Below are 26,723 nucleotides of genomic sequence, written 5' to 3'. Positions count from 1 at the left end.
AAAGAGCCGACCGAATATGTTCGAACAAACCCTGACTTCTGATGCATTGGTAACAACTACTCACAATCACGCTGCCGAGCCGACCCAGCGCCCCCTGCGTGACTCTGTGCAACAGGCCCTGCGTAACTACTTGGCCCAGTTGAACGGTCAGGAAGTGATTGATCTGTACGATATGGTTCTCTCCGAAGTCGAAGCGCCGATGCTGGACGTGATCATGCAGTACACCCGTGGTAACCAGACTCGCGCAGCCGTGATGATGGGTATCAACCGTGGCACCCTGCGCAAGAAGCTCAAGCGTTACGGCATGAACTGATTGCTGGCCTGATGCCGCACAAGCGGAACAGGGCAAAGATGAAAGGCGCCGGGTAGCAATACCCGGCGCCTTTCTTTATGCTCCCCTTCCCACTTCCCCACTACAAGCGCTATGAACCGCACGCCCCTGCTGCTGATGGTACTGGTCACCCTGCTGGCTGCCGCTGGCTGGCTCTTCTCGAAAGAGGCGATCCGCGAACTGCCCCCTGCCGCCTTTATCGGCAGCCGCTTCCTGCTGGCGGCGCTGCTGTTGCTCCCCTTGGCCTGGTTGCGTGAACCGCCGCCGACTCGCGCCCAACTGGTGCGCGCCGCCGGTTGCGGCACATTGCTCGGTGCCAGCCTGCTGCTGTGGGTCACCGCCATCAGCCAGAGCGATGCGCTGGGCAGCGGCGCCTTTATCATGAGCGTCGCCACCCTGATGGCCCCGCTGGCCGCATGGGCAGCCTTTCGGGCCAAGCCAAGCCGCCACTACTGGCTCACCCTGCCCATCGCCATCGCCGGTTTGCTGCTGCTCTCCAGCAGTACCCACTGGGGCGTGTCGCTCTCGCTGTTCTGGTTTCTGGCGGCGGCCACCACCCTCGGTATCCAGCTTGCCGTCCATCGCCACTTCGCCCAATCCATTGCCCCCACCTGGCTCACCTGCATCCAGCTGGCGATGACCGGCCTGCTCGGCACCCTGCTCTCCCTGCTGACCGAACAGTGGCCCGAGGCTGGAGTCAGCCACGGCATCTGGGGCTGGTTTGTGGCGAGCGTCTTGATCGCCACCACATTGCGCTACTGGCTGCTCACCCATGCATTGAGCAAGATGACCACCGCCCACGCCGCCCTGATGATGCTGCTGGAACCGGTCTGGACCCTGCTGCTGAGCACCCTCTTCTATAGCGAACCCCTCGGCGGCGCCAAACTGGCCGGTGCCGGACTGGTACTCGGCGCCCTGGTGCTCTACCAGCTCCCCCTGCTGCTGCGCAGTGCACGGCTCAAAACGCCCGTCTGATCCGCGTCACCGCCCTGCGGGGCGGTGTCACCATTTCCCTCCTGTTTGCTTATCTTGTCCTGCCAATGCTGACGTTCTGTTAACGGCCTTTAACCCTTGGTATCCAGAGGGTTAAAGGGCATACCCCATGAAAAAATGCCATATGGCCAGCTTGATGAAGGTCACATTCCTGCCCCTCTTCGCTCCTTATGATGCCCCCATCATCGGTCTGGACAATCCTGACGATGGCCACACATGGGAATAACAAGAGAAAAAACTATGCAGCAAACCAGCCCCCTCAAGACGGTCACAGTCAGCATATTGGCAACCGCCATGCTGATCTTTGTGGCCCAGTACCTGATAGGCAAACAGGAGATCAGGATCGGCATCGCCATCATCCCGATCCTGCCGATGCTCTTTGCCGTCATCATCGGCATGATTGTCTCCGCCAAACCGGTCAAGGATCGCATCCCCGGCTGGAAGCAGCTCTTCACCGAAAAAGAAGAGGGCTTCTGCGGCAAGATGGTGGGCTTCAGCCTGCTGATCCTGGGTACCCAGTACGCGGGGATGATCATCCCTAACCTGAAGATGATCCTGAGCGTCGGCGTGCCGCTGTTCTTGCAGGAGATTGGCAACCTGCTGCCGATCCTGATCGCCATTCCGCTGGCGGTGAAGTTCGGCTTTGGCCGCCGCGCCATCGGGGCCTGCTCCTCCATCAGCCGTGAGCCGTCCGTTGCGGTAATTCAGGGCAAGTTCGGCACCGGCTCCCAGGAGTACATCGGCGTGCTGGCCATCTACCTGTGCGGCTCCGTCATCGGTACCCTCTGGTTCAGCGTGCTGGGCAGTATCGCCCCGCTCACCGGTCTGCACCCGCTGGCGCTGGCTGCCGGCTCCGGTGTGGGCTCAGGCTCCATGCTGAGTGCCGCTTCCGGCGCCCTGATCAACGGTCTCGACGAAGCACTGGCTCAGCAGGTGCTGAGTATCGCGGCAGCCTCGAACCTGCTCTCGTCTGCCCTCGGCGCCCTCTCCCTCACCTATCTGGGTCTGCCGCTCGCTGAAAAAATCTATGCCCTGACTGCCAAAGGAGAGAAAGCATGAAAAGCATCGTAATGGATATGCGATTCGTCTTTCTGGCGATCCTGCTGGCCATGTTTACCCAGACTCTGACCACCGGCACTCCGCTCTGGCTGATGGGTGACAGCTTCATCGCCATGTCGCTGGTGGTGTTCGCTTCGCTGATTGCCAAGCGCTATCTGCCCTCCTCCCTGCCGGCGTTTGCCTATGCCACCATCATCGGCATTCTCATCTGCCTGCCGGAGACCCCGGTGCGCGGCCTCTTTATCGACGCCGTCGCCAAGATCTCCTTCCTCTCCTGCTGCGTACCGCTGCTGGCCTTTGCCGGTCTCTCGGTGGGCGGTCAGCTGGAAGAGCTGAAGAAGATGTCCTGGAAAGTGATCCTGATCTTCATGATCGTCTCTACCTGCTGCTTCTTCGGCGCCTCGCTGGTGGCCCAGCTCGGCTTCTCCATCCAAGGGATCATCTGATGAACAACATCCACATTGAACCGGCCCTGCTGGCCCTGCGCGACTTCAGTCAGGAAGTGCGCCACCACCTGCACTCCATTCCGGAAGCCTCCGGCGTCGAGTTCAAGACCTCGGCCTACTGCCGCGAGCTGATGGCAGGCTTTGGCTACCGTCTCACCGACTATCCGGGCTTCACCGGTTTCCACGGCGATCTGGTGGTTGACCCGGTACTGCCGACCATCGCCTTCCGTGCCGACATGGATGGCCTCGAGATGCACGACATGAGCGACGTTGCGTTCAAATCGACCCACGAGGGAATGGCCCATAACTGCGGTCACGACTCCCATATGGCGATCGCCCTGACCGCGGCCAAGTTTCTGGCCGCCAACCGCGATCGCCTGCAGTACAACGTCCGCTTTATCTTCCAGATGGCGGAAGAGGATATGCGGGTGCCGGGCGCCGAGAAGATGGTCGAACTGGGCTGCATGAAGGGGGTGGACGAGGTCTATGCCCTCCATAACGACGGCGCCATGGAGACTGGCACCATCAAGTTCAACCACGGTGTCATGTCCTCCTGGGGCTCCGCCTGGACGCTGGATGTGCACGGTATCTCCGCCCACGGATCCACCCCCCACAAGGGGCTGGATGCCATCCGCGAAGCGGTGCGGATCATCGAGGATATGGACTACATCGTCGCCAAGCGCACCAGTCCGTTCAGCCCGGCGGTGTTTGGTTGCGGCATGATCAACGGCGGCACTATCCCCAACGCCATCGCCGACCATGTGCAGGCGCGCGGTACCATCCGTGCCATGGATGCCGAGACCGACCAGATCCTGAAGCACAGCTTCAAGGAGATCGTGGCCCAGAGCGAACTGCGCGGCTTCAAAACCAAGATGGTCTATGCCGGGTATCCGGCGGTCGAGAACCACGCCGATGCCTGCGCCCGTCTGCTGCAAGCGGCCGCCGACGTATTGCCCTCTGAGGGGATCAACGCTCAGGGTCAGCCGATGACCGGCAGCGAAGACTTCAGCTATATGGTCAACGCCTGCCGTGGCCGCAAGGGGGCCATGTTCTTCCTCGGCAGTGGCTGTCAGGCCAAGGGGATCTGCAACTACCTGCATGCGAATCCCTACTACCTCGATGACGATTGCCTGCTGGTCGGAGCCCAGATCTTTATCAATCTGGCGACCCGCAGCGCTTAATCCCGCATACCGATAAAACCAGAAGAGAGGCCAAGGCCTCTCTTTTTTTGTCTCTGTATTTTTGCTCTGTGTACGACAAACAACCCGCGGCTAGAGCCATGGCAACTCCGCCATATTGGCAGCGGGCGGCTGGTTGATAAGGTGCAGCTGCACCGTCTCCCGGCTGATATGGGGGGCGTAGAGGTGGATAAAGTCATACATGTAGTCACGTAGATGGGCATGTTTGCGCAGGCAGATGTGGGTGGCGCTCGAGGCGATCAGGTGGTCGATATTGAGACTCACCAGATCCTCCCGATCCCCCTCGTCGAAGGCCACACTTGCAATCACCCCAACCCCCATGCCGAGCCGGACGTAGTGCTTGATCACGTCGGTATCGGTGGCGGTCAGCACGGTTTTCGGCGAGAGGCCGTGGCGGCTGAAGGCCTTGTCCATCTTGGAGCGACCGGTAAAGCCGAACACATAGGTGATGAGGGGATAGCGGGCCAGATCCGCCATCGACAGCGGCTGGCAGTCAAGCAGCGGATGACCGTGGGGCACCACCACACTGCGCCCCCAACGATAGCAGGGCACCGCGGCCAGCTCATCGAACAGATACATGGACTCGGTGGCGATCGCCATATCCACATCGCCGCTTTGCACCATCTGGGCCAGCTGGGCGGGCGCCCCCTGATGGAGCTGGATCGCCACCTTGGGATAACGACGGCTGAATTCGGTGATCACCGCGGGCAGCTTGTAGCGAGCCTGGGTGTGGGTGGTGGCGATGCGCAGCACCCCGCTGGTGGCCAGCTGCTCCCCAAGCGACAGCTGGTTGATCTGCTCCACCTGCGCCACCACCCCCTTGGCCAGCTCCATCACCTTTTCACCCGCGCAGGTCAACCCGACCAGATTCTTCCCCTTGCGGGTAAAGAGGGCGAGCCCGAGCTCATCTTCCAGCATCTTCATCTGCTTGCTGAGGGTCGGCTGGGAGGTGTAGAGCTTCTCCGCCGTCGCCGAGATGTTGAAGTTGTTCTTCACAATCTCGGTAAAGTTCTTGAGCCGGGCGATGTTCATCTGGGCAAGGGATCTCGCTGCTGCGGCCAGTGGAGCTGACCTGAAAAAGAGAGAGCGGGGCTGGCCCCGCAGCTGACCGCCGACCATACCACAGCGCGGCGCACGATAATCTGCCCCAGGTCAGAAAGCGGCGAGCTAGTCGCTGGCCAGCTTGATCCCGAGCCCGACAAACAGGGTGCCGATGCCCCGGTTTAGCCAGCGACCGAGACACTGCGACAACCGAACCTTGTGACTGGCATAGACGGTGGTAAAGACCAGCAGGTGACACCAGATGATGCCGCCCAGATTGAAGATGCAACCGAGCAGGATAAAGGCGAGCGCCTTGTCGGGGGCATCCGGTGCAATGAACTGGGGCACGAAGGCGAGGAAAAAGAGCGCCACCTTGGGGTTGAGCACATTGGTCAGCACACCTTGCCGGTAAATCTGGCCATAGGAGAGGGCGGGCAAGGTGATCCCTCTCTCCATGGAACCCGTTGCTTGCTGACACAACAGGGAGAACCCCAGATAGATGAGGTAGATGGCGCCAGCCAGCTTGATAAGGGCAAACAACTCGGCCGAGGCACTGAGCAGGGCCGACAGACCGAGGGCCGCAGCCAGCACATGCACCATGACACCTGTGCCGATACCCAACGTCGCGACCGAACCGGCACGCCACCCTTGCGAGCCGCTGCGCAGCATGACCAGCAGGGAGTCCGGCCCCGGCATGATATTGAGCAGCAACCCCGAAACCATAAACAATGCAAGATCATGAATACCGAACATCACCCCTCCCCTCGTAAAGCAAAACCCAACAAAAAGGGCTCCGCAGAGCCCTCTTTCCTTTCCTCTGCGGCAGCTGACGCGTCATCAGCTGTCCCGCCAGCCATCAGGGGCGAAGCGCCTTGTCCGCCCGCGAGATACCGCAGACGCCGGAGCGCACCACTTCGATGATCTCGTTGGTCTGGGCGGCAGTCTTGATAAAGGCATCCAGCTTCTCGCTGGTACCCACCAGCTGCACCGTGTACTGCTCCGGGGTGACGTCGACGATCTGGCCACGGAAGATATCCGCCAGCCGTTTCAGCTCGTCACGAGCCCCACCGGCAGCGCGCGCCTTGACCAGCGCGATCTCCCGCTCGATATGCTCCCCTTCGCTCAGGTCGCACACCTTGAGCACATCCACCAGCTTGTGCAGCTGCTTCTGGATCTGCTCCAGCACCCGCTCGTCACCCATGGTGACTATGGTCATGCGTGACAGGGTGGGATCCTCGGTCGGCGCCACCGTCAGGGTCTCGATGTTGTAGCCGCGCTGGGAGAAGAGGCCCACCACACGGCTCAGGGCGCCAGATTCGTTCTCCAGCAGTACCGAAATGATGTGTCTCATCAGGTTCTCTCCGTCTTGCTCAGCCACATCTCATCCATGGCACCAAACTTGATCTGCATCGGATAGACGTGCTCATCCGGGTCGACCGAGATATCCATGAACACCAGCCGATCCTTCATGGCGAAGGCTTTCTCCATGGCGCTCTCCAGCTCGGCCGGATCGCTCACCGCGATACCGACGTGGCCGTAGGCTTCCGCCAGTTTGACGAAGTCCGGCAGGGACTCCATGTAGGAGTGGCTGTGACGACCGCCGTAGAACATCTTCTGCCACTGCTTGACCATGCCCAGCGCACGGTTGTTGATGGAGATGATCTTGATGGGCACCCCGTACTGCATGCAGGTAGAGAGCTCCTGAATATTCATCTGCACCGAGCCGTCGCCGGTGACGCAGCAGACCACCGCATCCGGGTTGGCAAACTGGGCACCCATGGCGGCCGGAATACCGAAGCCCATGGTGCCGAGCCCCCCTGAGTTGATCCACTGGCGCGGTTTGGCAAACGGGTAGTAGAGAGCGGCAAACATCTGATGCTGGCCGACGTCGGAGGCGACGAACGCCTGCCCCTGAGTCACCTTGTAGAGAGTCTCGATCACCTGCTGTGGCTTGATCTGGGTGGACGACTTTTCGTAGGCCAGACAGTGACGGGAGCGCCACTGGTTGATCTGGTTCCACCAGTCCGCCAGCGCCTCCTTGTCGTTATCGAAGCCACACTCGCGGACCACTTCCAGCATCTGCTCAAGCACGGTTTCCACCGAACCGACGATGGGCACATGGGCCTGTACCGTCTTGGAGATGGAGGTGGGATCGATGTCGATATGGACCACGGTGGCATCGGGGCAGAACTTGGCCACGTTGTTGGTTACGCGGTCATCGAAGCGGGCCCCCACGGCGAAGATAAGATCCGCATTGTGCATGGTCTTGTTGGCTTCGAAGGTACCGTGCATCCCCAGCATGCCGATAAATTGCGGATGGGTGCCGGGGAAGGCCCCCAAACCCATCAGGGTGGTGGTCACCGGCAGATTCAGCAGCTCCGCCAGCTTGGTCACCAGATGATCCGCGTTGGCATTGATGGCACCGCCGCCCACGTACATCACCGGGCGCTGGGCATCCACCAGCAGCTTGGCAGCTCGCTTGATCTGACCCTTGTGACCGGATTTGGTCGGATTGTAGGAGCGCAGAGAGACCGTCTCGGGATACTGGTAGGGGAATTTCTCTTTCGGGTTCTGCACATCTTTGGGCAGATCCACCACCACCGGCCCCGGGCGGCCGCTGGCGGCAATGTAGTAGGCCTTCTTGATGGCCTCGGGAATATCGCTCGCCTTCTTGCACAGGAAGCTGTGCTTGACCACCGGACGGGAGATACCGATCATGTCGGTCTCCTGAAACGCATCCTCCCCGATCATGCTGGTCGGCACCTGGCCGGAGAGGATCACCAGCGGAATGGAATCCATATAGGCGGTGGCAATACCGGTAATGCAGTTGGTCGCTCCCGGGCCCGAGGTCACCAGCACAGTCCCCACCTTGCCGGTGGAACGGGCGTAACCGTCCGCCATGTGAACCGCGGCTTGCTCGTGCCGCACCAAGACGTGCTCCATCTTGCCGTTTTCGAAGAGAGCGTCATAGATGTCGAGTACTGAGCCACCAGGGTAGCCGAAGACGTGCTCAACTCCCTGATCTTCCAGCGCTCTAACCACCATCTGGGCGCCTGATAACATCTCCATGATAAAGCCCTCCAGGCTTTGCTCCGTTTAGCGAATCCCGCCGACGATGCCGTGCTTCCCGGCACGGCCCGATCCGTTTCTTGTTGTTATCTGAATGCAGATCGGCCCAATTCAGCCCCGTCGACAGTAGAAAAAAAGGATTTTTCCATCATTGACCCGAAAATCGGGTGAAAAAACAACTTAACCCGCTTCATAACGCTTGTCCACGGCTTTATCTGACCAGAACAGTCATACATTTCAACCAGCTATTAACATTCAATGACTTGCCACTGCGACCATGAGACAAAAGGGAAGGATGTCGGGGAATGGCCAGTGGATCATTCCGCAGAGGAGAAAAACAGCCACAAAAAAGCCCACCGCTCAGCGGTGGGCTTGATGCCGAATGATGGCTCAGTTCTCCTGATCCGGCTCCGCCAGCCAGATCTGCTGATCCGGATCGGTCTCTTCACTGACAGAAATGCTGACGCCCATATCGAGCAGTTCGTGCAGGGTTAGATTGTCAGCCAGGTTCATGACTTCGCCGTTTTCATTGGTAAAGCGCATTTGCTCCATCCTCTCCTTGGTGGGGTCGCCTTTCAGTCTAGTCAACAACGCTCACTTGCGATAACCAGCCAGCGGATAAACGCTCTCCCCCATCCAGCTCGCTCAGGCGATCACTCACCTCCTCCGGAAACAGGGTGCGAGCCCAGAGCCGACGAGACAGAGAGGCCACGCTCTCGTCAGCACCCGCAGCCAACCAGCGGGCCAACTCCCCCGCCACATCGGGGTAACAGACCGCACCCGGCGAGGCGCTGTCGAGCCAGGTACGCACCAGATTGGCATCGAGCACATCCATCAGGGTCGCCAGCCCCATCATCTCCAGAGTCTTGCCATTGGACAGCTGCTCGAACTGGCCGACAAGGGGCTTGACCAGCAGCTTCTTGCCAAGGGTGAGCGCCTCGGAAGCGAGCTCGAAACCCGCGTTGGAGATGACGCCGCGACAACCGGCCAGCACGGCGATAAATCCTTGCCGCGACGGCGGTTCGAAGCGCAGGTTGCGCCACTGGCTCGGGGTGCGAATGGCGGGATGAAAGCAGACGAAGCGCTGCTGACCAAAGCGCGACAACAGGGCTGCGATCGCCTCGCTCTGCTCGAACGGCAGATAGACCAGGATCTCGCCGTTATCCGGCGCGGCGGCGATGGGGTCGATCACCGGTGGTAGCAAGGGGTGGCCGAAGTGAAACCAGTGCAGCCCGAGCGGCTGATCCACTGGGGCAAAGTGGCGCATCAGCTGACGGCTGATCCCATTCTCCCCCCAGCGCGGGATGGGCCAGTTGAAGCTGGCCTGATGGCTGACGGTGAGGCTTGGCTTGCCATAGCGGCGGGCGGCGTGGGCGGTCAGCGGCTCAAAGTCGCTCACCACCAGATCGTATGCGCTGCAATCGAGAGACCGCAGATCCCGCCAGAAGGTGAGCGGCGAGGCGGCTTGCAGGGTGCGCCACGGAGAAACTCGCCCCTCGTGACTGACAAAAGTGAGGCCGGGAAAGGCGCGGTAGGCGCCAAACTCCTCCATGTCGAAGTAGCAGTCGGCGGAGCGGCCGCTAAAGAGATAATCCACCTCGACCCCTGCCGTGCGCAGCGCCCGCGCCAGGGTGCGACTGCGACTGATGTGGCCGTTGCCGGTGCCCTGCACCCCGAACAGTATCCTCATGAATGGCTCCAGCCGAGCGCCAGCACGGCGCAAGCGCCCCCCAGCAGAGCACCGGCTACCAGATCGCTCAGGTAGTGTACCCCGAGCAGCAACCGGGATGCCCCCACCAGTGCCGCCCAGCCAAACAGCAGGGGTGCCCAGAGCGGAAAACCGGTGGCCAGTATGGTGGCCATCAGAAAGGCTGCGGCGGTATGGCCGGAGGGAAGGCTGTAGCGATCGGAAGGGGTGATAAAGACCGGCAAACCGACTGGCCGTTGCCGTTTCAGGCTGTTTTTCAGCAGCAGATAGAGGGGCAGTTCGATGGCGAAGGCAAGCAGCGCCAGTCGAACCAGTTCACGCTCTGCCTCCCCCAGCCACCAGAGCAAGGAGGCCAGCACGGCGTAAAGCGGGCCATCACCGGTGCGGGAAATGAGACGACTCACCCTCGCCTGCTGCCGGTTGTAACCGTGAAGCAGGCAGACCCGGCACACCTGAAGGTCCCATTGCTGGATCTTGTTCATATCTCCTCCTTCCCTGAATTCTGCTTGCAGAGTAGGAAGGCGGGATGACAGGACGTTGAATAAGGGATAACAGATTTATGAAAAAAGGGCCTAATGGCCCTTTTAAATTTCGATGTAGCGACAAAATCAGTGGTTGCCGCGCAAGCCGGTCTCCATCAGACGACAGTTGTGATCCGCCAGACGGGCCATGAAGTGCTCATCCACTTTCAGGCCAAACACCTGCTCGTAGAGATCTTTCATCACAAACGGCTGCCACATCATGCTGAGGAAGGAGATCTTCAACATCTCGGGGTCCAGATCGTCCCCCAGCTCGCCGTTGGACTTCATGGTTTCCAGCAGGGCATCAAACTGCGGCAGCTGACGCTCCAGCAGACGGCTCAGCACAAAATCCCGGCCCGGGCTCTTCTCGGTCGACAATGCACTGGAGATAGCCGAGGTCAACTCGCTGTTGGGCGACATCACCTGATAGTAGGTGTTGAGCAGCTCGTTCAAGCTGTGATTGCTGTGCTCATCTTGCCAGGCATGGTCGAGAGGCTCGGCCACATCGCCCAGCACCGCTTTGTAAAGACCCTCTTTACTGCCGAAGTAGTAGTGGATCATTGCCAGATTGGAGCCAGCAAGCTCCGCGATTTCGCGTGTAGTCACCTTGCTATAGGGAGTATTGAGAAAACGCTCACGGGCGGCAGCAAGCAACTTGTCACGAATGTCAGAACGTCCGACCGGACGACCAGGTCTACGTTTTTCCATTTAACACCTCAGATAATTCAGCCAATGCTGATAAGTCGATCTGGTTGTGCAGAGAATAGAGCACAGCAGGAATGACCAGATAATCGGTCATGGGCCGAATATGGGACAAGGAAATTTGCAATCCTTTACAATCCGATTAAATACGTCAGCAGATTGCCCCTGACCTTCCGTGTTGACACAGCATAAAAATCTCGATATTGGTAAAAGCGTTATCGACTGGAAGGAATAACAACGTCATGCGTATCGCCACCCCGCTACTACTAATCTCCCTAATCGCGTTAACTCGCGCGGGATCCTTGTAGCCGGGCTAAGGCATAGCCGGAATTTACAAAAACCCGTGCACCCTGCACGGGTTTTTTTATGCCGCCGCAGGATGCACGTTACCGAACTTAGGAAGAGGGAAGTCACATGTCAGATCGGGTCATCATATTCGACACCACCTTGCGTGATGGTGAGCAGGCCCTGGCGGCCAGTTTGACAGTCAAGGAGAAGCTGCAGATCGCCCAGGCACTGGAGCGACTCGGTGTCGACGTCATGGAGGTGGGCTTCCCGGTCTCCTCTCCCGGCGATTTTCAATCGGTGCAGACCATCGCCCGCCACATCAAAAACAGCCGGGTCTGTGCCCTCGCCCGCGCCTTGCCCAAGGATATCGACGCCGCCGGCGAAGCCTTGCGGGTCGCCGAGGCGTTTCGCATCCATACCTTTATCTCCACCTCCTCCATCCATGTGGAGAGCAAGCTGAAAAAGAGCTTCGAGGATGTGCTGGAGATGGGGATCGGCGCCATCAAGCACGCCCTGCGCTACACCGATGATGTGGAGTTCTCCTGCGAGGATGCGGGCCGCACGCCGATCGATAATCTCTGCCGCATGGTGGAGGCCGCCATCAAGGCGGGGGCCCGTACCATCAATATCCCCGATACCGTGGGCTACACGGTACCGACCGAGTTCTCCGGCATCATCCACACCCTGTTCAACCGGGTCCCCAACATCGACAAGGCGATCATCTCGGTCCACTGCCACGATGATCTGGGGCTCTCGGTGGCCAACTCCATCGGCGCGGTGCAGATGGGGGCCCGCCAGATCGAGTGCACCATCAACGGCATCGGCGAACGGGCGGGCAACTGCTCGCTGGAAGAGGTGGCGATGATCCTCAAAACCCGCGCCGACCTGCTCGGGGTGCAAACCAATATCCGCCACAACGAAATTCATCGCACCAGCACGCTGGTCAGCCAGCTCTGCAACATGCCGGTGCAACCCAACAAGGCGATCGTCGGTGCCAATGCTTTCTCCCACAGCTCCGGCATCCATCAGGATGGCGTGCTCAAGGCGAAAAACACCTATGAAATCATCACCCCCGAGAGCATTGGCCTGACCCAGAACAACCTCAACATGACCTCCCGCTCCGGCCGCCACGTCATCAAGCACCGGATGGAGTCCATGGGCTACGCCGAGAGCAGCTACGACCTCGACCACCTCTACGGCAAATTCCTGACCCTGGCCGACAAGAAGGGTCAGGTGTTCGACTACGACCTCGAAGCGCTGGCCTTCTTCAGCCAGATCCACGAAGAGCCGGAGCACTTCAAACTGGAGTACCTCGGGGTGCAGAGCGGCAGCTCGGTACTGGCCACCGCCTCGGTCAAATTGAAGGTAGGACAGGATCTGATCTGCGAAGCGGCTACCGGCAACGGCCCGGTGGATGCGGTCTACCAGTGCATCAACCGCATCACCGGCTATGAGATCCGCATCGACAAATACGCCCTCAAGAGCAAGGGCGAAGGGGAAGATGCCCTCGGTCAGGTCGATATCGTCGCCGAGTACAAAGGGCGCAAATTCCACGGCATGGGACTGGCCACCGACATCATCGAATCCTCGGCCCACGCCCTGCTCCATGTGATCAACAGCATCTGGCGCGCCGATCAGGTCGCCGAACAGATGGAACGCAATAACAGCATCAAATCAGAAACCGTCTGAGCAGGACTCGCTGCCACACAGACGGCATGGAATGACAACATCAAGACGGGGAACGTCTGAACCGGCAACCGCGCGCAGCGTCGGGGAAACCGGACAGAGGGATCTCAAAGACAATATCAGGATGGAGAGTGTATGAGCAGTTATCGGATCGCAGTATTGCCGGGTGACGGCATTGGCCCGGAAGTGATGGCCGAAGCCGTCAAGGTGCTGGAGAAGGTGCAGGCCAGGTTCGGCCTCGCCTTCGAGTATGATAACCATGACGTGGGCGGCATCGCCATCGACAACCACGGTACCCCGCTGCCGCAAAGCACGATCAAAGGCTGCGAAGCGGCCGATGCCGTGCTGTTTGGCTCGGTGGGCGGCCCGAAATGGGAGCATCTGCCGCCCAACGATCAGCCTGAGCGTGGTGCCCTGCTGCCCCTGCGTGCCCACTTCAAACTGTTCTGCAACCTGCGCCCGGCCCGCATCTACACCGGTCTGGAACAGTTCTCCCCGCTGCGTGCCGACATCTCCGATCGCGGCTTCGACATCGCCTGCGTGCGCGAGCTGACCGGCGGCATCTACTTCGGCCAGCCCAAGGGGCGTGAGGGAGAGGGGGCGAACGAGAAGGCATTCGACACCGAGGTGTACCATCGCTTCGAGATTGAGCGCATCGCCAAGATTGCCTTTGAGTCGGCTCGCGTGCGCCGTGGCAAGGTCACCTCCATCGACAAGGCCAACGTACTCGCCTCCTCCATTCTGTGGCGTGAGGTGGTGACGCAAGTCGCCAAGTCCTATCCGGACGTAACCCTCAACCATATGTACATCGATAACGCCACCATGCAGCTCATCAAGGATCCGTCCCAGTTCGACGTGCTGCTCTGCTCCAACCTGTTTGGCGACATTCTCTCCGACGAGTGTGCCATGATCACTGGCTCCATGGGGCTGCTCCCCTCCGCTAGCCTCAACGAATCGGGTTTCGGACTGTTCGAACCGGCCGGTGGTTCGGCCCCGGATATCGCCGGCAAAGGAATTGCCAACCCCATCGCCCAGATCCTCTCCGCCGCCCTGATGCTGCGCTACAGCCTGGGCCAGGAAGCCGCAGCTCAAGCCATCGAGCAGGCCGTGGCCCAGACCCTGGCCGAGGATTACTTCACCGCCGACCTGCATCAGGCCAGCGCCCGCCATCCGGTGCAGAGCACGTCCGAGATGGGTAGCCAGATCGCCGCCCGGATCTGAGCCGCATAACAGAGAACAAGGAAGAGAGAAGCAATGGCCAAGACCCTCTATCAGAAAGTATTCGACGCCCACGTGGTAAGGGAAGTGGAAGGGGAGACCCCTCTCATCTACATCGACCGCCATCTGGTGCATGAAGTGACCAGCCCGCAGGCATTCGACGGCCTGCGCGCCATGAATCGCCAGCTGCGCCGCCCGGATCTGACCTGGGCCACCATGGATCACAACGTCTCCACCACCACCAAGGACATCGCCGCCTCCGGCGAGATGGCCCGCATCCAGATGGAGACGCTGGCGGACAACTGCAAGGAGTTCGGGGTTCGCCTCTACGATCTCAACCACAAATATCAGGGGATCGTCCATGTGATGGGCCCCGAGCTCGGCATCACCCTGCCCGGCACCACCATCGTCTGCGGCGACTCCCACACTGCCACCCACGGCGCCTTCGGCTCGCTGGCGTTCGGCATCGGCACTTCCGAAGTGGAACATGTGATGGCAACCCAGACCCTGAAACAGGGCCGCGCCAAGACCATGCGCATTTCGGTCAACGGCAAGCTGGCCGAGGGCATCAGTGCCAAGGACGTGGTGCTGGCCATTATTGGCAAGGTCGGCCATGCCGGCGGTACCGGCTATGTGGTGGAATTCGCCGGCGAGGCCATCGAAGGCCTCACCATGGAAGGGCGGATGACGGTGTGCAACATGGCCATCGAGCTGGGCGCCAAAGCGGGGATGATTGCCCCCGACCAGACCACCATCGACTACATCCGTGGCAAGGAGTTTGCCCCCAAGGGCGAGGTACTGGAGCAGGCCATCGCCTACTGGCAGAGCCTCAAGAGCGACGAAGGTGCCCGCTTCGATGCAGAGGTAGTGCTGGACGCTGCCGACATCGCTCCCCAGGTCACCTGGGGCACCAACCCGGGTCAGGTGATTGCCGTCAATGAACCGATTCCGGCGCCGGAATCCTTTAGCGATCTGATGGAGCAGCAGTCCGCCCGCAAGGCTCTGGCCTACATGGACTTGCAACCGGGCCAGAAGCTCTCCGATGTCGCCATCGACAAGGTGTTCATCGGCTCGTGCACCAACAGCCGCATCGAGGATCTGCGCGCCGCAGCCGCCATCGCCCGCGGTCGCAAGGTCGCCGCTGGCGTGCAGGCGCTGGTGGTGCCGGGCTCCGAACAGGTGAAGGCCCAGGCCGAAGCCGAGGGGCTGGACAAGATCTTCATCGAGGCCGGTTTTGAGTGGCGCCTGCCGGGCTGCTCCATGTGTCTGGCCATGAACAACGACAGGCTGCAACCGGGGGAGCGCTGCGCCTCCACCAGCAACCGCAACTTCGAAGGGCGTCAGGGCCGCGCCGGCCGCACCCATCTGGTCAGCCCGGCCATGGCCGCCGCTGCCGCCGTCACCGGCCGCTTCGCCGACATTCGCGCACTGTAAGAGGACATTTCGATGACAGGATTCAAACAGCATACAGGGATCGTCGTCCCCCTCGACAGCGCCAACGTCGACACCGACGCCATCATTCCCAAGCAGTTTTTGCAGAAGGTCAACCGCATCGGTTTTGGCAAGCACCTGTTCCACGACTGGCGCTTTCTGGACGATGCCGGCCAGCAGCCAAACCCCGAGTTTGTACTGAACCAACCGCAATTCGCCGGTGCCAGCATCCTGCTGGCGCGGGAGAACTTCGGCTGCGGCTCGAGTCGCGAGCACGCCCCCTGGGCGCTGGCCGACTACGGCTTCAAGACCATCATAGCCCCGAGCTTTGCCGATATTTTCTACGGCAACGCCATCAACAACGGCATGGTACCGGTACGCCTGAAGGAGGAGGAGGTCGACGCCCTGTTCCAGCTGGTCGCCGCCCAGCCGGGCATCCAGATCGAAGTGGATCTGGAAGCGAATCAGGTACGTGCAGGTAGCCTCAGCTTCGGTTTCGAGATCGACGAATTCCGCCGTTATTGCCTGCTCAACGGCTTGGATGCCATCGGTCTGACCCTGCAGCACGAGGCCGCCATCAGCGCCTTTGAGGCAAAGCAGCCGAGCTGGATTTAATCAGCCAGTTGCAAAAAACGAGTAGAATCAACAGGGAGCTTCGGCTCCCTGTTTTACTGTCCGCGACGCTTCCCACTTTGGACCACCGGAACTGGCCCGTGCCACAGGAAAGGATGATGAAGAGACCGACGGCAATTCCTCTGCTCTGTGCCCTGCTGCTTGCCCTGCCTGCGGGGGCCAGCCAAACCAGCTTCAACAACAGCCTCGGCCAGATCAGCGTCGGCTGGCAGGATAGCGAAGGCAAACCCCAACAGCTCACCTACCGGCTCGAACAGGGCAAGTTGCCGCCTCTCATCGCCTATCGTCCGGCGAGAATGCAGGAGGAGGTGTTGCAGGTGTTGCTGCGGGAAGTGCGCCAGAACTACCCCGAGGTGCAGTTCACCCTCTCCCGCCCCTCGCTGGAGCTGCATCTGAAAAGCCGCAATCAGGACAAGGCACGCGAGGCGATGGCCTTTCTGCAGTCCAAGCGAAGCAAAGAGGAGCAGGCGTGGCTGACCAAACACTACTTCCAGTACTTCAACACCCCGGACGGGCAGCTGGCGGTGAAGCAAGATCATGTGCGCATCGCGCTGGAGAGTCGCAGCGGGCTGGCTCCGCTGGCGGATCAGCTCAAACAACAGGGCAGTACCGAAACAGAAGCGCGCCAGAAAACCGTGGCCCATATGCTCACCTTTATCCAGAGCATCCCCTATCAGCAGCTCGACAGCCTGAATGGAAGACAGGGCAAGGGCTTCCTCCCGCCCCGTCAGGTACTGGAACAGAACCGGGGTGATTGCGACAGCAAGGTAACCCTGATGGCCGCCATGCTGGCCCAGCTCTTTCCCGAGCTGAAACAGGCCATGGTGTTCGTCCCCGGCCATGCCCTGCTGGCTGTTGACCTGCCCGCCAAGCCGGGGGATGCGACCCTCAACTGGCAGGGGCAAAACTACCTGCTGCTCGAACCCACAGGCCCCGCCACCTTGCCTGCGGGCCAAATAGCTTCGACCAGCAAAACGCTGGTCGATAGCAAGCAGTTGAGTGTGCAACCGGTTCAGGAAAAAGGCTAACCCCCTCCCTCTGCCGATGAGGAGAGAGGATTAACCCTGAGGCAGAAACTCCACCGCCAGCAGCAACCCGCTCTCCTCCTCCAGCACTCGGATAATACGGGCATGGGCTTCAAAGGGGGGCAACAGGTTGTTGTTGGTGGCAAGACTGATCCGGATGGGCTGATTGATGTCGAGCTGGTGTTCAGAGACCGCAATCCCCATGCCGTTGGCACTGAGATCCCGGCAGATCCCCTCCAGCACCAGCTGCTGCTGATAGACGGTGACCGGAGCATTGATGACCATGCGCGCAAAGGCACGCCTTTCCTTGGTATTGGTAAGCACGCGAACATCCTCTGTTGGGTGGGCGTCATCTCATGGGTATTGCACAATTGTGCTGGTCTACCCAAAAGAACGTTAATACAATGCGGTTCGTTTCTCAAACGGGGTGCGGTTTACCGCTGAGATTATACCCGTGTACCTGATCCAGATAATGCTGGCGGAGGAATTTGAGGCATGGCGCTCATTTTTTGCGCCCTCACCCGCTGGCACCTCGTTATTAACAAGTAATAGGGAGTGCCACCCATGAAGACCCTGCTGCTGGTCACCACCTGCCTGCTGTCGGCCAATGTGTTCGCCGCTGACACCCTCACCGTCTACACCTACAGCTCTTTCACTGCCGAGTGGGGTCCGGGGCCCAAGATCAAACAGGCCTTCGAGAAAGAGTGCGGCTGCACCCTCAATCTGGTTCCCCTCGAAGATGGGGTCGCCATCCTCAACCGGCTGCGGCTGGAGGGCAACCACAGCAAGGCTGATCTGGTGCTGGGGCTCGACGATGCCCTCATCAGCGAAGCCAAGCAGAGCGGTCTGTTCGCCCCCCATCCCGCCAAGCTGGATGGCATCAAGGTGCCGGGTGGCTGGCAGGATGACACCTTCGTCCCCTACGACTACGGCTACTTTGCCTTCGTCTATGACAAAGACAAACTCAAGCAGCCGCCCAAGAGCCTGAAAGAGCTGGTGGAGCGTCCCGACCTCAAGGTGATCTATCAGGATCCCCGCACCTCCACCCCGGGGCAGGGGCTGATGCTGTGGATGAAGTCTGTCTACGGCGACAAGGCGCCTGCCGCCTGGGCCGAGCTTGCCAAAAAGACGGTCACCGTCACCAAGGGGTGGTCAGAGGCTTATGGCATGTTCCTCGATGGCGAAGCGGACATGGTGCTCTCCTACACCACCTCTCCGGCCTATCACCTGATTGCCGAGAACAAGCCCCAGTATCAGGCTGCGGCGTTTGAAGAGGGCCACTACCGTCAGGTGGAAGTGGCCGCCAAGCTGAAGAGCGCCAAACAGGAGAAGCTGGCTGACCAGTTCCTGCAATTTATGGTGAGCCCCGCCTTCCAGCAGGAAATCCCGACCGGCAACTGGATGTATCCGGTTATCGACACGCCGCTGCCCAAGGGCTTCGAGCAGATGATCACCGTAACCAAGCCGCTCGCCTTCAGCAGCGATGAGGTGGCCGCCAATCGCAAAGGGTGGATCCGCGAGTGGCTGCAAGCCGTCACCCAGTGAGCCGTTATCTGAAACCACAGGCTCGTCCCCTCTGGTGGCTGCCGGGCAGTGCAGCCACCCTGCTGATCCTGCTGTTATCCCTCGGGCCGCTCGCGGCCCTGCTGTGGCAGGCCGGTTCGCTGGCACCCCGCACCCTGTTCGCAGATCCTTATCTGCGTCATGTGCTGGGCTTCAGTCTGGGGCAGGCACTGCTCTCCACCTTGCTGAGCTTGGGGCTGGCCATTCCGGTGGCCCGTGCATTGGCGCGGCGCCGTTTCATTGGCCGAACCCTGCTGATCAAGTTGTTTGGCCTCTCGCTGGTGCTGCCGGTCATCATCGCCATCTTCGGCATAGTAGCGGTACACGGCAAACAGGGGTGGCTGCCGCAACTGTTGCGCTCACTGGGGCTGGATCCCGGCAACTATCTCTACGGCCTGTTCGGTATCCTGCTGGCCCACGTCTTCTTCAATATGCCGCTGGCGGCACGCCTGATGTTGCAGAGCATAGAGAGCATCCCCGAATCGAGCTGGCGCCTCGCCAGCCAGCTCGGCATGCGCTCATCCCACATCTTTCGGCTGCTGGAGTGGCCGCTTATTCGCGGCATATTGCCGGGGCTGGCCAGCCTTATCTTCATGCTCTGCTTCACCAGCTTCACCACAGTGCTGGCGCTGGGCGGCGGCCCGAAATCCACCACGCTGGAGGTGGCCGTCTATCAGGCGCTGCGCTTTGACTTCGATCTCGCCACCGCAGGCGGACTGGCGCTGGTGCAGCTGATCCTGACCGCCGCCCTGCTCGCCCTGCAGCACAAGCTGCAGAGTACCCCGGCCAGCAGGGTAACCCCACGTCGTCCCTGCCAGCGGCCGGACCGTCATCAGCCGGGCACGGCCGTGGTGGATCTGCTCTCGCTCGGTATCGGCCTCGCCATCTTTCTGCCACCGCTGCTTGCCATCGTCGTCGCCGGCCTCCACCCCGGCCTGCTGACGGCGCTCACTTCCGCCAAGCTGTGGCAGGCGAGCGGCCAGTCGCTGTTGATTGCGTTGGCAGCCGGTGCATTGGCCACCTTGCTCGGCGGTGCACTGCTGCTGACCAGCCGTCATCTACGGATACGGGCTCGCAAGCGGCGGGCTGCCGCCCTGTGGGAGGCCAGCGGCTCGGTGATCCTGATGATCCCGGCGGTGGTGCTCTCTACCGGTCTCTTTATCCTGTTTATGCCCTTTGCTGATGTTTTTGCCCTTGGCCCCTGGCTGGTGGTACTGGTCAATGCCCTGATGGCGCTACCCTACGTGCTGCGCACCCTCTCCGCCCCCATGCAACTGGTGGTGCGCCAATACGATCGGCTGGCGGACAGTCTGGGGGTACGCGGCCTGCATCGCCTGCGGCTGGTGGAGTGGCCGCTGCTGCGCCGCCCGCTGGCACTGGCGATGGCGCTGTCGATGATCCTCTCGCTGGGGGATCTTGGCGCCATCGCCATGTTTGGCAGTCAGGAGCTCACCACTCTGCCCTGGCTGCTCTACCAGCAGCTCGGCAGCTACCGATTGACCGAGGCAGCAGCCACCGCTCTGCTGCTGCTGACACTCTGTTTCTCCCTGTTCTGGCTGGTGGAGCGGGGGCTTGGAGGAAAACATGCTGAACATTGATACGCTGGTGACCAGCTACCCCGACTGGCGCGTCAGCTTCAACGCGAAGCTGCCCAAGGGGGAGATCACCGCACTGATCGGCCCAAGCGGCGCAGGCAAGTCGACCCTGCTCGGAATGATCGCCGGTTTCGTGCCGGTGGAGTCAGGCAGCCTCAGCTTCGATGGTGAAGATCTGCTGCCGCTGGGGCCAGCCGAGCGGCCAGTCACCACCCTGTTTCAGGATCACAACCTGTTCCTGCACCTGTCGGTGTTCGACAATATCGCTATCGGCCTACACCCGGGTCTACGCCTGAGTGCCGCCCAGCGGGCACAGGTGATCGATGCAGCCGCACGGGTTGGTCTTGGCGAGATGCTAAGCCGCCTGCCTGAACAGCTCTCCGGCGGCCAGCAGCAGCGGGTCGGGCTGGCCCGTGCGCTGGTGCGCGGCAAACCGCTGCTGCTGCTGGATGAGCCCTTCTCTGCCCTCGATCCCGCCCTGCGCCGGGAGATGCTGGCCGAAGTGGCGCGCCTCGCCTGCGAACAGGGCATTACCGTGTTGATGGTTTCCCACAATCCGGAGGATGCCCAGCTTATCGCCGATCAGGTGCTGTTTGTCGACGAGGGGCGCATCGCCCTGCAAGGCAAACCGGATATTCTGCAAAACAGCAACCACCCGGGGCTGCTGCGCTACCTTGGCCAATAGCCCTTGGCCCAAGACTGTGCCGAGATCAAAAAGGGGAAGCCGATTGGCTTCCCCTTTTCATGCAAACATATTGGGTGAAATCAGAGGTTCTCCTCGGCAAAGGAGGCCAGTCGGCTACGTACCACGCCATTGAGGAAGATATTGGCACTGCCGTCAAAATCCTTGAAACGCTCGACAATGTAGGTCAGACCCGAGGTCACCGGACTCAGGTAGTTGGAGTCGATCTGGGCCAGGTTACCGGAGCAGACGATCTTGGTGCCCTCGCCGCAACGGGTAATGATGGTCTTGATCTGGGAAGCCGTCAGGTTCTGGCACTCATCCAGCAATACGAAGGTGTTCTGGATGCTGCGCCCGCGCATGAAGTTGACCGATTTGAACTGGATATTGGCCTTCTCCATGATGTAGCTGAGCGAGCCGCTCATGTTCTCGTCCTGCTTGTGCAGCACCTCCAGGGTGTCGGTTACCGCCGCCAGCCAGGGCATCATCTTCTCCTCTTCGGTGCCGGGCAGGAAACCGATGCTTTCGGCAATTTCCGGGGTATTTCGGGTGACGATCACCTTCTCGTAAATGCCCTTCTCAATCACCAACTCCAGCGCAGCAGCCATGGCCAGCAAGGTCTTGCCGCAACCCGCCGGGCCGGTCAGGATCACCAGATCGATGTGTGGATCGAGCAGTGCATCCAGCGCCATCCCCTGATAGACATTCTTGGGATGGACACCCCACGCCTTGCGGGACATCAGCCGCTCGCGCCCCAGATCCTTGATGCGAATCTTGTTGCCATCGTGGCTGAGCACCCGGGCGGCGAAGAAATTCTCTTCATCCACCAGATACTGGTTTACATGAACCCCTTCCAGCAGATTGGCATCGATCACATGGATGGTGTCGCGGCCATGGGTCTCACTCTCGCACTCGCCAACCCGCTCCCAGAAGCTGCCGGGCACCACCTGAAAGCCCTTGGCCAGCAGGCGAATATCGTCGATCAGCTGGTCACTACGGTAATCTTCAACGTGAGCAAGCCCGGCCCCCTTGGCCTTGAGGCGCATGTTGATGTCTTTGGTGACCAGCACCACCTGACGCTTCAACTCGTGCTTTTGCAGATAGAGGGCCGCGTTGATGATGCGGTTGTCGGCCTCCTTGTCGGTAAAAACCTCGGCATCCTGCGGCAGATGGTGATCGCTGAAGATGCAGATATTGCCGCTCGCTTCGCCAGCCAGCGGCACGCCCTGGGTGATCTGATCCGGGGTTGCATCGCGGAACACATCTTCCAGCGCACGAATGGCCACCCGCGCGTCGCGGCTGACATCCTTGTTGCGATCCTTGATGTTATCGAGCTCTTCCAGCACCGTCATGGGGATGAGCACGTCGTGCTCTTTGAAGGAGTAGATAGCGAGGGGTTCGTGAAGCAGAACGTTGGTATCCAGGATAAACAGCTTTCGGTCCGTATTGTCCATAAGCATCCTCCTTGGCACTGAAGGGCCACGTGTGTGAATCTCAGATGTCATTGAAACCACACGGCCGTGACAGTTTTATTACCCTCAACGCTACGCCCGATTTTACTATCGCGCAACAAATCACTGGGCCGTCTGATTTGATTGCGCATAAAAACAGCAATAAAAAGACCGGCACTGTGGCCGGTCTTTTCTCTATCGTTCAACTACTTGGGCCTGTCTGTCAGCCGCACTTGGAGTCGCCGCAGTTGAGGCAGGTCATGCAGCCATCCTTCAGCACCAGCGCCTTGGTGTGGCACTTGTAGCAGAGCGCGGCATTGGCCGGAAAACCACTGCTCGCCTGCTGCTCTTCAGCCTCCTGAGCGGCTTTCAGCTCGGCCTGCTTCTCGGCCAGAAATGCCTGCTGATGCTCATCCAATCCCGGCGCCTTGAGCATGCCGATCTCGGTGAGATGGCTCTCGATCACGTTGCCAATTTCGGCGATCAGCGACGGCACATACTTGCCCTTGTTCCAGTATCCGCCCTTGGGATCAAACACCGAGCGCAGCTCCTCGACCAGGAAGGTGACATCCCCACCCTTGCGGAATACCGCCGAGATGATGCGGGTCAGCGCCACGATCCACTGATAGTGCTCCAGGCTCTTGGAGTTGATGAAAATCTCGAACGGACGGCGAGTTTCGTGAACCGTGCCCTCGTTGAGAATGATGTCGTTGATGGTGATGAACAGTGAGTGCTCGGAGACATGCTCCGGCGTCTTCAGTTTGTAGGTGGTGCCCATCAGCCGCTCCGGGCGCAGCACGGTTTCGTGCATATGCACTACGTCATCCTGCACAGAGAGATCTTCTTGCGGCTCATCCTTGGTACGCACCTTGTAGGCGACGATTTTCTTGTCGATCTTCTTGACCATAATGTCGTTCTCAGAATTTACCGTAATAGCCTTCTTTCAAGGCGTCATAGAGGTTGGCAGCCGTATGCAGCTCGCCATCGTATTCGATCTCTTCATTCCCCTTGACGGAGATGACGGAACCATCCTCCAGGGTGAAATCGTACAGGGTGTTCTCCAGATCCTTCTCCTTCACCAGCACGCCCTGGAAGGCCTCCGGATTGAAGCGGAAGGTGGTGCAGCCCTTGAGGCCGGAGTCCGAGGCATACATGTAGATGTCCTTGAACTGCTCGAACGGGAAATCAGTCGGCACGTTGGCAGTCTTGGAGATGGAGGAGTCGATCCAGCGCTGGGCCGCCGCCTGAATGTCCACATGTTGCGCCGGGGTGATGTCATCAGCAGTAATGAAGTAGTCCGGCAGACGACTCGCCTCATCATCGGCATAGGGCATGGCGGATGGATTCACCAGCTCGCGATAGGCCAGCAGCTCGAAGGAGTAGACATCCACGCTCTCCTTGCTCTTCTTGCCCGGCTTGATGACGTTGCGGCTGTAGTGGTGAGCAAAGCTCGGCTCGATGCCGTTGCTGGCGTTGTTGGCCAGTGACAGCGAGATGGTGCCGGTAGGCGCAATACTGCTGTGGTGAGTGAAACGCCCACCCACTTCGGCCAGCTCGGCGACCAGCGCAGGATCTACCTCGGCAACCTGCTGCATATAGCGGCTATAACGCGCATGCAGCACCTTGCCCTTCACCTTGTCACCCACCTTGATGCCATCAGCCGCCATTTCCGGGCGCAGACGCAGCATCTTGCCAGTCACTTCAAACTCCTGCTCCATGATGGGGGCAGAGCCTTTCTCCTTGGCCAGACGCAGGGACTCCTGCCAGCCGGTCATCGCCAGCTCCTGGGATACCTGCTCGGTAAAAGCGACGGACGCGGCAGAACCGTACTTGATCTGCAGCATGGTCAGGGTCGAACCAAGCCCCAGGAAACCCATGCCGTGACGGCGCTTGGCTGTAATCTCCTCGCGCTGCTTGGCAAGCGGCAGCTGGTTGATCTCCACCACGTTGTCAAGCATGCGGGTGAAGATGGCCACCACCTTGCGAAACGCCTGCCAATCGAACGCCGCGTTTTCAGTAAACGGGTCGCGCACAAACTTGGTCAGATTGACCGAACCCAGCAGACAGGCACCGTAAGGCGGTAACGGCTGCTCGCCACAGGGGTTGGTCGCGCGGATCTCTTCACAGAACCAGTTGTTGTTCATCTGATTGACCTTGTCGATCAGGATGAAACCGGGCTCTGCATAGTCATAGGTGGAGGTCATGATGACATTCCACAGCTTGCGGGCTGGCATGGTCTTGTAGACCTTACAAGCGACCTGCCCCAACTCGTTGAATACAACCCCTTCCTTGTTGGGCCAGTCGGCCCATAGCACCTGAGCGGGATCGTCCAGCGCAATGCCATCCTGCTCCACCTCTTTGGCGGTGTAGGGGAAGATCAGCGACCAAGGGGCATCCTCTTTCACCGCCTTGACGAAATCTTCGGTGATGAGCAGGGAGAGGTTGAACTGACGCAGGCGGCCATCTTCACGCTTGGCCTGAATAAACTCGATCACATCGGGATGGCGGATATCCATGGTGCCCATCTGGGCGCCGCGACGGCCACCGGCTGACGAGACGGTGAAACACATCTTGTCATAGATATCCATAAAGGAGAGCGGGCCGGAGGTGTAGGCACCGGCACCGGAGACAAAGGCACCGCGCGGGCGCAGGGTCGAGAAGTCATAGCCGATACCGCACCCGGCTTTCAGGGTCAGGCCAGCCTCGTGCACCTTGCCGAGGATATCGTCCATCGAATCTTCGATGGTGCCGGAAACAGTACAGTTGATGGTTGAAGTCGCAGGCTTGTGCTCAAACGCCCCGGCGTTGGAGGTGATGCGGCCCGCCGGAATGGCCCCATTGCGCAGCGCCCACAGGAACGGCTCATACCAGGCCTCAGGCTCCAGCTCCTGCTCTGCCAACGCACGGGCTACCCGCTGGTAGGTCTCATCGATAGAGCTGTCGATGGGAGTGCCATCCTTGCTCTTGAGGCGATACTTGCTATCCCAGATCTCGAGGGACGTTTCCTGCATGGGGATAAGGCGGGAGCCAAGCTCACTCTCCAGCACCGGGTTCGATTTAGCCATTTTCAATCAACCTTATGTGAATGCATCGACATCATGACAACAGCAGAAAACACAACTAATGGTGTCATCTAAAATTAATGACACAACATATAGTACACCTGATGCCATGAGGGCGCCGATTCTAACCTAAAAAAATGCCCCGGCCAGCAGATTTCTGGGCCAGGGCACTTAACTGATTAATTTGCTGAGAGATTTAACACTCAGAGATAGATCAGGGCTTCTTGACGTAAACGGACGGCGTTTCACCCGCCATATTCAGATAAAACTCGTAGACGCCATCAGCATCCGGTGAGAACTTCATGTCCTCATACTTGGAGCAGGGGTTGACCGGCACAGCCTCACCACCCAACACGGCAACACCATCACTCGGGCTCTTGTAGCCAAAGTTGGTACCGCAGCTCCAGCCTGAATCAGCAAACTTGAACTTGTAGGGGGCCCACTCTTTCTTGAGGGTCCCTTTAGCCATATAGAGCTTGTCGGCCACCTTGACTACCTTGCTTTCATCAGTCGCCATCCAGTCGTTCATCTCCCCGCGCAGGTAGATGGACTTGCCACCGAAGTCGCTGTTGTCTGCCGCTGCCTGCTCTGCACCACCATTGGATGCGCAACCGCCTAATACCAGGGTTCCCGCCGCCAGCATCATCGTTACTGTTCTTTTGAACATGGGTCTATTCCTTAAATTATTGTGATTCCTTGGTCCATCCATGTGGACTGAAGAATTAAACCAGAGCAGGCATCACAAGAAAGGTAGAGGCATCACATTCTGTACTTTTTGTATCCAACATATTGAACCGGTGAGCAAATATCGAACAGAAAAAGAGGTCTTTTTGGGGCTTTAGAAGGGTAATCAATGAATGACAAGAAGGGGAAAGTTTAATATCCGGCGACGTTCTGAATTGCAGGAAATAAAAAACCCCGCTCGATGAGCGGGGTTTCTTGTATTGGGTGCCTGGCAGTGTCCTACTCTCGCATGGCGAATGCCACACTACCATCGGCGCTACCGCGTTTCACTTCTGA

Annotated in this window: 26 protein-coding genes and 1 riboswitch; of the genes, 13 read left to right on the top strand and 13 right to left on the bottom strand. The window is 59.7% G+C overall.

From position 1 onward, the window contains the following. Positions 1–16: 16 nt before the first annotated feature. The 5 genes from fis (at position 17) to G5149_RS12580 (ending at position 4,010) form a co-directional block, all read left to right on the top strand. Positions 17–313 carry a DNA-binding transcriptional regulator Fis gene (gene fis, locus G5149_RS12600; protein ID WP_005309538.1) on the top strand — a complete coding sequence of 99 codons (297 nt, stop codon included), beginning with the start codon at positions 17–19 and terminating at the stop codon, positions 311–313. Between the two features lie 111 nt (positions 314–424). Further along, complete coding sequence (locus G5149_RS12595) at positions 425–1,306, top strand: DMT family transporter (RefSeq protein ID WP_421212533.1); 882 nt, start codon at positions 425–427, stop codon at positions 1,304–1,306. A gap of 258 nt (positions 1,307–1,564) precedes the next feature. Next, entirely contained in the window at positions 1,565–2,383 is an 819-nt protein-coding gene (locus tag G5149_RS12590; protein WP_005341166.1) for a DUF3100 domain-containing protein, read from the top strand. Further along, complete coding sequence (locus G5149_RS12585) at positions 2,380–2,829, top strand: hypothetical protein (protein ID WP_033114935.1); 450 nt, start codon at positions 2,380–2,382, stop codon at positions 2,827–2,829. Before G5149_RS12590 ends, G5149_RS12585 begins: the two co-directional genes overlap by 4 nt. Beyond that, positions 2,829–4,010, top strand: coding sequence for a M20 metallopeptidase family protein (locus G5149_RS12580; protein WP_421212532.1), 1,182 nt, complete (start codon positions 2,829–2,831; stop codon positions 4,008–4,010). The genes G5149_RS12585 and G5149_RS12580 overlap by 1 nt, the downstream gene beginning before the upstream one ends. Before the next feature lie 90 nt (positions 4,011–4,100). Here the strand turns inward: G5149_RS12580 and G5149_RS12575 are convergent, their stop codons facing one another. From G5149_RS12575 to G5149_RS12540, 8 genes are all read right to left on the bottom strand, one after another. Beyond that, positions 4,101–5,060 (bottom strand): LysR substrate-binding domain-containing protein, encoded by a 960-nt coding sequence (locus tag G5149_RS12575; RefSeq protein WP_421212531.1) that lies wholly within the window; start codon positions 5,058–5,060, stop codon positions 4,101–4,103. 135 nt (positions 5,061–5,195) lie between these two features. Further along, positions 5,196–5,822: a LysE family translocator gene (locus G5149_RS12570; protein ID WP_421212530.1), complete on the bottom strand. Its 627-nt coding sequence runs from the start codon at positions 5,820–5,822 to the stop codon at positions 5,196–5,198. 103 nt (positions 5,823–5,925) lie between these two features. Next, on the bottom strand, positions 5,926–6,420 hold the full coding sequence (gene ilvN / locus G5149_RS12565; RefSeq protein ID WP_005311605.1) for an acetolactate synthase small subunit: 495 nt from the start codon (positions 6,418–6,420) through the stop codon (positions 5,926–5,928). Then, the gene (locus G5149_RS12560) at positions 6,420–8,138 is read right to left on the bottom strand and encodes an acetolactate synthase 3 large subunit (protein ID WP_216980151.1); all 1,719 of its coding nucleotides are present in this window, start codon (positions 8,136–8,138) and stop codon (positions 6,420–6,422) included. The genes ilvN and G5149_RS12560 overlap by 1 nt, the downstream gene beginning before the upstream one ends. 390 nt (positions 8,139–8,528) lie before the next feature. Then, on the bottom strand, positions 8,529–8,681 hold the full coding sequence (locus G5149_RS12555) for a hypothetical protein (RefSeq protein ID WP_005339147.1): 153 nt from the start codon (positions 8,679–8,681) through the stop codon (positions 8,529–8,531). 37 nt (positions 8,682–8,718) lie between these two features. Next, complete coding sequence (locus G5149_RS12550) at positions 8,719–9,828, bottom strand: MJ1255/VC2487 family glycosyltransferase (RefSeq protein WP_337073366.1); 1,110 nt, start codon at positions 9,826–9,828, stop codon at positions 8,719–8,721. After that, positions 9,825–10,328: a phosphatase PAP2 family protein gene (locus G5149_RS12545; RefSeq protein WP_337073367.1), complete on the bottom strand. Its 504-nt coding sequence runs from the start codon at positions 10,326–10,328 to the stop codon at positions 9,825–9,827. The genes G5149_RS12550 and G5149_RS12545 overlap by 4 nt, the downstream gene beginning before the upstream one ends. 126 nt (positions 10,329–10,454) lie before the next feature. Continuing rightward, positions 10,455–11,075: a TetR/AcrR family transcriptional regulator gene (locus G5149_RS12540; RefSeq protein ID WP_236348182.1), complete on the bottom strand. Its 621-nt coding sequence runs from the start codon at positions 11,073–11,075 to the stop codon at positions 10,455–10,457. Positions 11,076–11,483: 408 nt separating this feature from the next. Between G5149_RS12540 and leuA the strand changes: the two genes are divergently transcribed. The 5 genes from leuA to G5149_RS12515 all read left to right on the top strand — a co-directional run bounded on the left by leuA (position 11,484) and on the right by G5149_RS12515 (position 17,353). Continuing rightward, positions 11,484–13,046, top strand: coding sequence for a 2-isopropylmalate synthase (leuA, locus tag G5149_RS12535; protein ID WP_123173743.1), 1,563 nt, complete (start codon positions 11,484–11,486; stop codon positions 13,044–13,046). 132 nt (positions 13,047–13,178) lie between these two features. Then, positions 13,179–14,264, top strand: a complete 1,086-nt coding sequence (leuB, locus tag G5149_RS12530; protein ID WP_421212529.1) for a 3-isopropylmalate dehydrogenase — start codon at positions 13,179–13,181, stop codon at positions 14,262–14,264. Positions 14,265–14,297: 33 nt separating this feature from the next. Then, the gene (gene leuC, locus G5149_RS12525; RefSeq protein WP_128836506.1) at positions 14,298–15,695 is read left to right on the top strand and encodes a 3-isopropylmalate dehydratase large subunit; all 1,398 of its coding nucleotides are present in this window, start codon (positions 14,298–14,300) and stop codon (positions 15,693–15,695) included. 12 nt (positions 15,696–15,707) lie between these two features. Next, positions 15,708–16,307: a 3-isopropylmalate dehydratase small subunit gene (leuD, locus tag G5149_RS12520; RefSeq protein WP_266135456.1), complete on the top strand. Its 600-nt coding sequence runs from the start codon at positions 15,708–15,710 to the stop codon at positions 16,305–16,307. A gap of 116 nt (positions 16,308–16,423) precedes the next feature. Beyond that, complete coding sequence (locus G5149_RS12515; protein ID WP_337073368.1) at positions 16,424–17,353, top strand: transglutaminase domain-containing protein; 930 nt, start codon at positions 16,424–16,426, stop codon at positions 17,351–17,353. A 30-nt stretch (positions 17,354–17,383) separates the two neighbouring features. On the opposite strand, the gene G5149_RS12510 is transcribed toward G5149_RS12515, so the two are convergent. Next, a complete protein-coding gene (locus G5149_RS12510; RefSeq protein WP_005339160.1) occupies positions 17,384–17,674 on the bottom strand; it encodes a PilZ domain-containing protein in 291 nt (96 codons plus the stop codon). Between the two features lie 89 nt (positions 17,675–17,763). Continuing rightward, positions 17,764–17,854, top strand: a riboswitch (TPP riboswitch). Positions 17,855–17,914: 60 nt separating this feature from the next. On the opposite strand from G5149_RS12510, the gene thiB reads away from it, so the two are divergent. The 3 genes from thiB to thiQ are packed head-to-tail and all read left to right on the top strand — an operon-like array spanning position 17,915 to position 21,193. Next, positions 17,915–18,895, top strand: coding sequence for a thiamine ABC transporter substrate binding subunit (thiB, locus tag G5149_RS12505; protein ID WP_216954890.1), 981 nt, complete (start codon positions 17,915–17,917; stop codon positions 18,893–18,895). Continuing rightward, positions 18,892–20,511, top strand: a complete 1,620-nt coding sequence (gene thiP, locus G5149_RS12500; protein WP_421212607.1) for a thiamine/thiamine pyrophosphate ABC transporter permease — start codon at positions 18,892–18,894, stop codon at positions 20,509–20,511. Before thiB ends, thiP begins: the two co-directional genes overlap by 4 nt. Continuing rightward, positions 20,498–21,193, top strand: a complete 696-nt coding sequence (gene thiQ, locus G5149_RS12495; RefSeq protein ID WP_216954889.1) for a thiamine ABC transporter ATP-binding protein — start codon at positions 20,498–20,500, stop codon at positions 21,191–21,193. The genes thiP and thiQ overlap by 14 nt, the downstream gene beginning before the upstream one ends. 80 nt (positions 21,194–21,273) lie before the next feature. On the opposite strand, the gene G5149_RS12490 is transcribed toward thiQ, so the two are convergent. From G5149_RS12490 to G5149_RS12475, 4 genes are all read right to left on the bottom strand, one after another. After that, entirely contained in the window at positions 21,274–22,644 is a 1,371-nt protein-coding gene (locus G5149_RS12490; RefSeq protein ID WP_005358170.1) for a PhoH family protein, read from the bottom strand. 220 nt (positions 22,645–22,864) lie between these two features. Then, positions 22,865–23,548, bottom strand: a complete 684-nt coding sequence (locus tag G5149_RS12485) for a hypothetical protein (RefSeq protein WP_064337293.1) — start codon at positions 23,546–23,548, stop codon at positions 22,865–22,867. A 10-nt stretch (positions 23,549–23,558) separates the two neighbouring features. Beyond that, positions 23,559–25,706, bottom strand: coding sequence for an adenosylcobalamin-dependent ribonucleoside-diphosphate reductase (locus G5149_RS12480; protein ID WP_335839382.1), 2,148 nt, complete (start codon positions 25,704–25,706; stop codon positions 23,559–23,561). A 211-nt stretch (positions 25,707–25,917) separates the two neighbouring features. Beyond that, positions 25,918–26,370 (bottom strand): pullulanase, encoded by a 453-nt coding sequence (locus G5149_RS12475; protein ID WP_115521700.1) that lies wholly within the window; start codon positions 26,368–26,370, stop codon positions 25,918–25,920. Positions 26,371–26,723: the final 353 nt, after the last annotated feature.

It is taken from the genome of Aeromonas sp. 600479 (genome assembly GCF_049175515.1).
GTDB classification, from domain to species: domain Bacteria; phylum Pseudomonadota; class Gammaproteobacteria; order Enterobacterales; family Aeromonadaceae; genus Aeromonas; species Aeromonas veronii_A.
The sequence above is the reverse complement of the archived record's forward strand: the minus strand, read 5'-3'. Positions and strand labels throughout refer to the sequence as shown.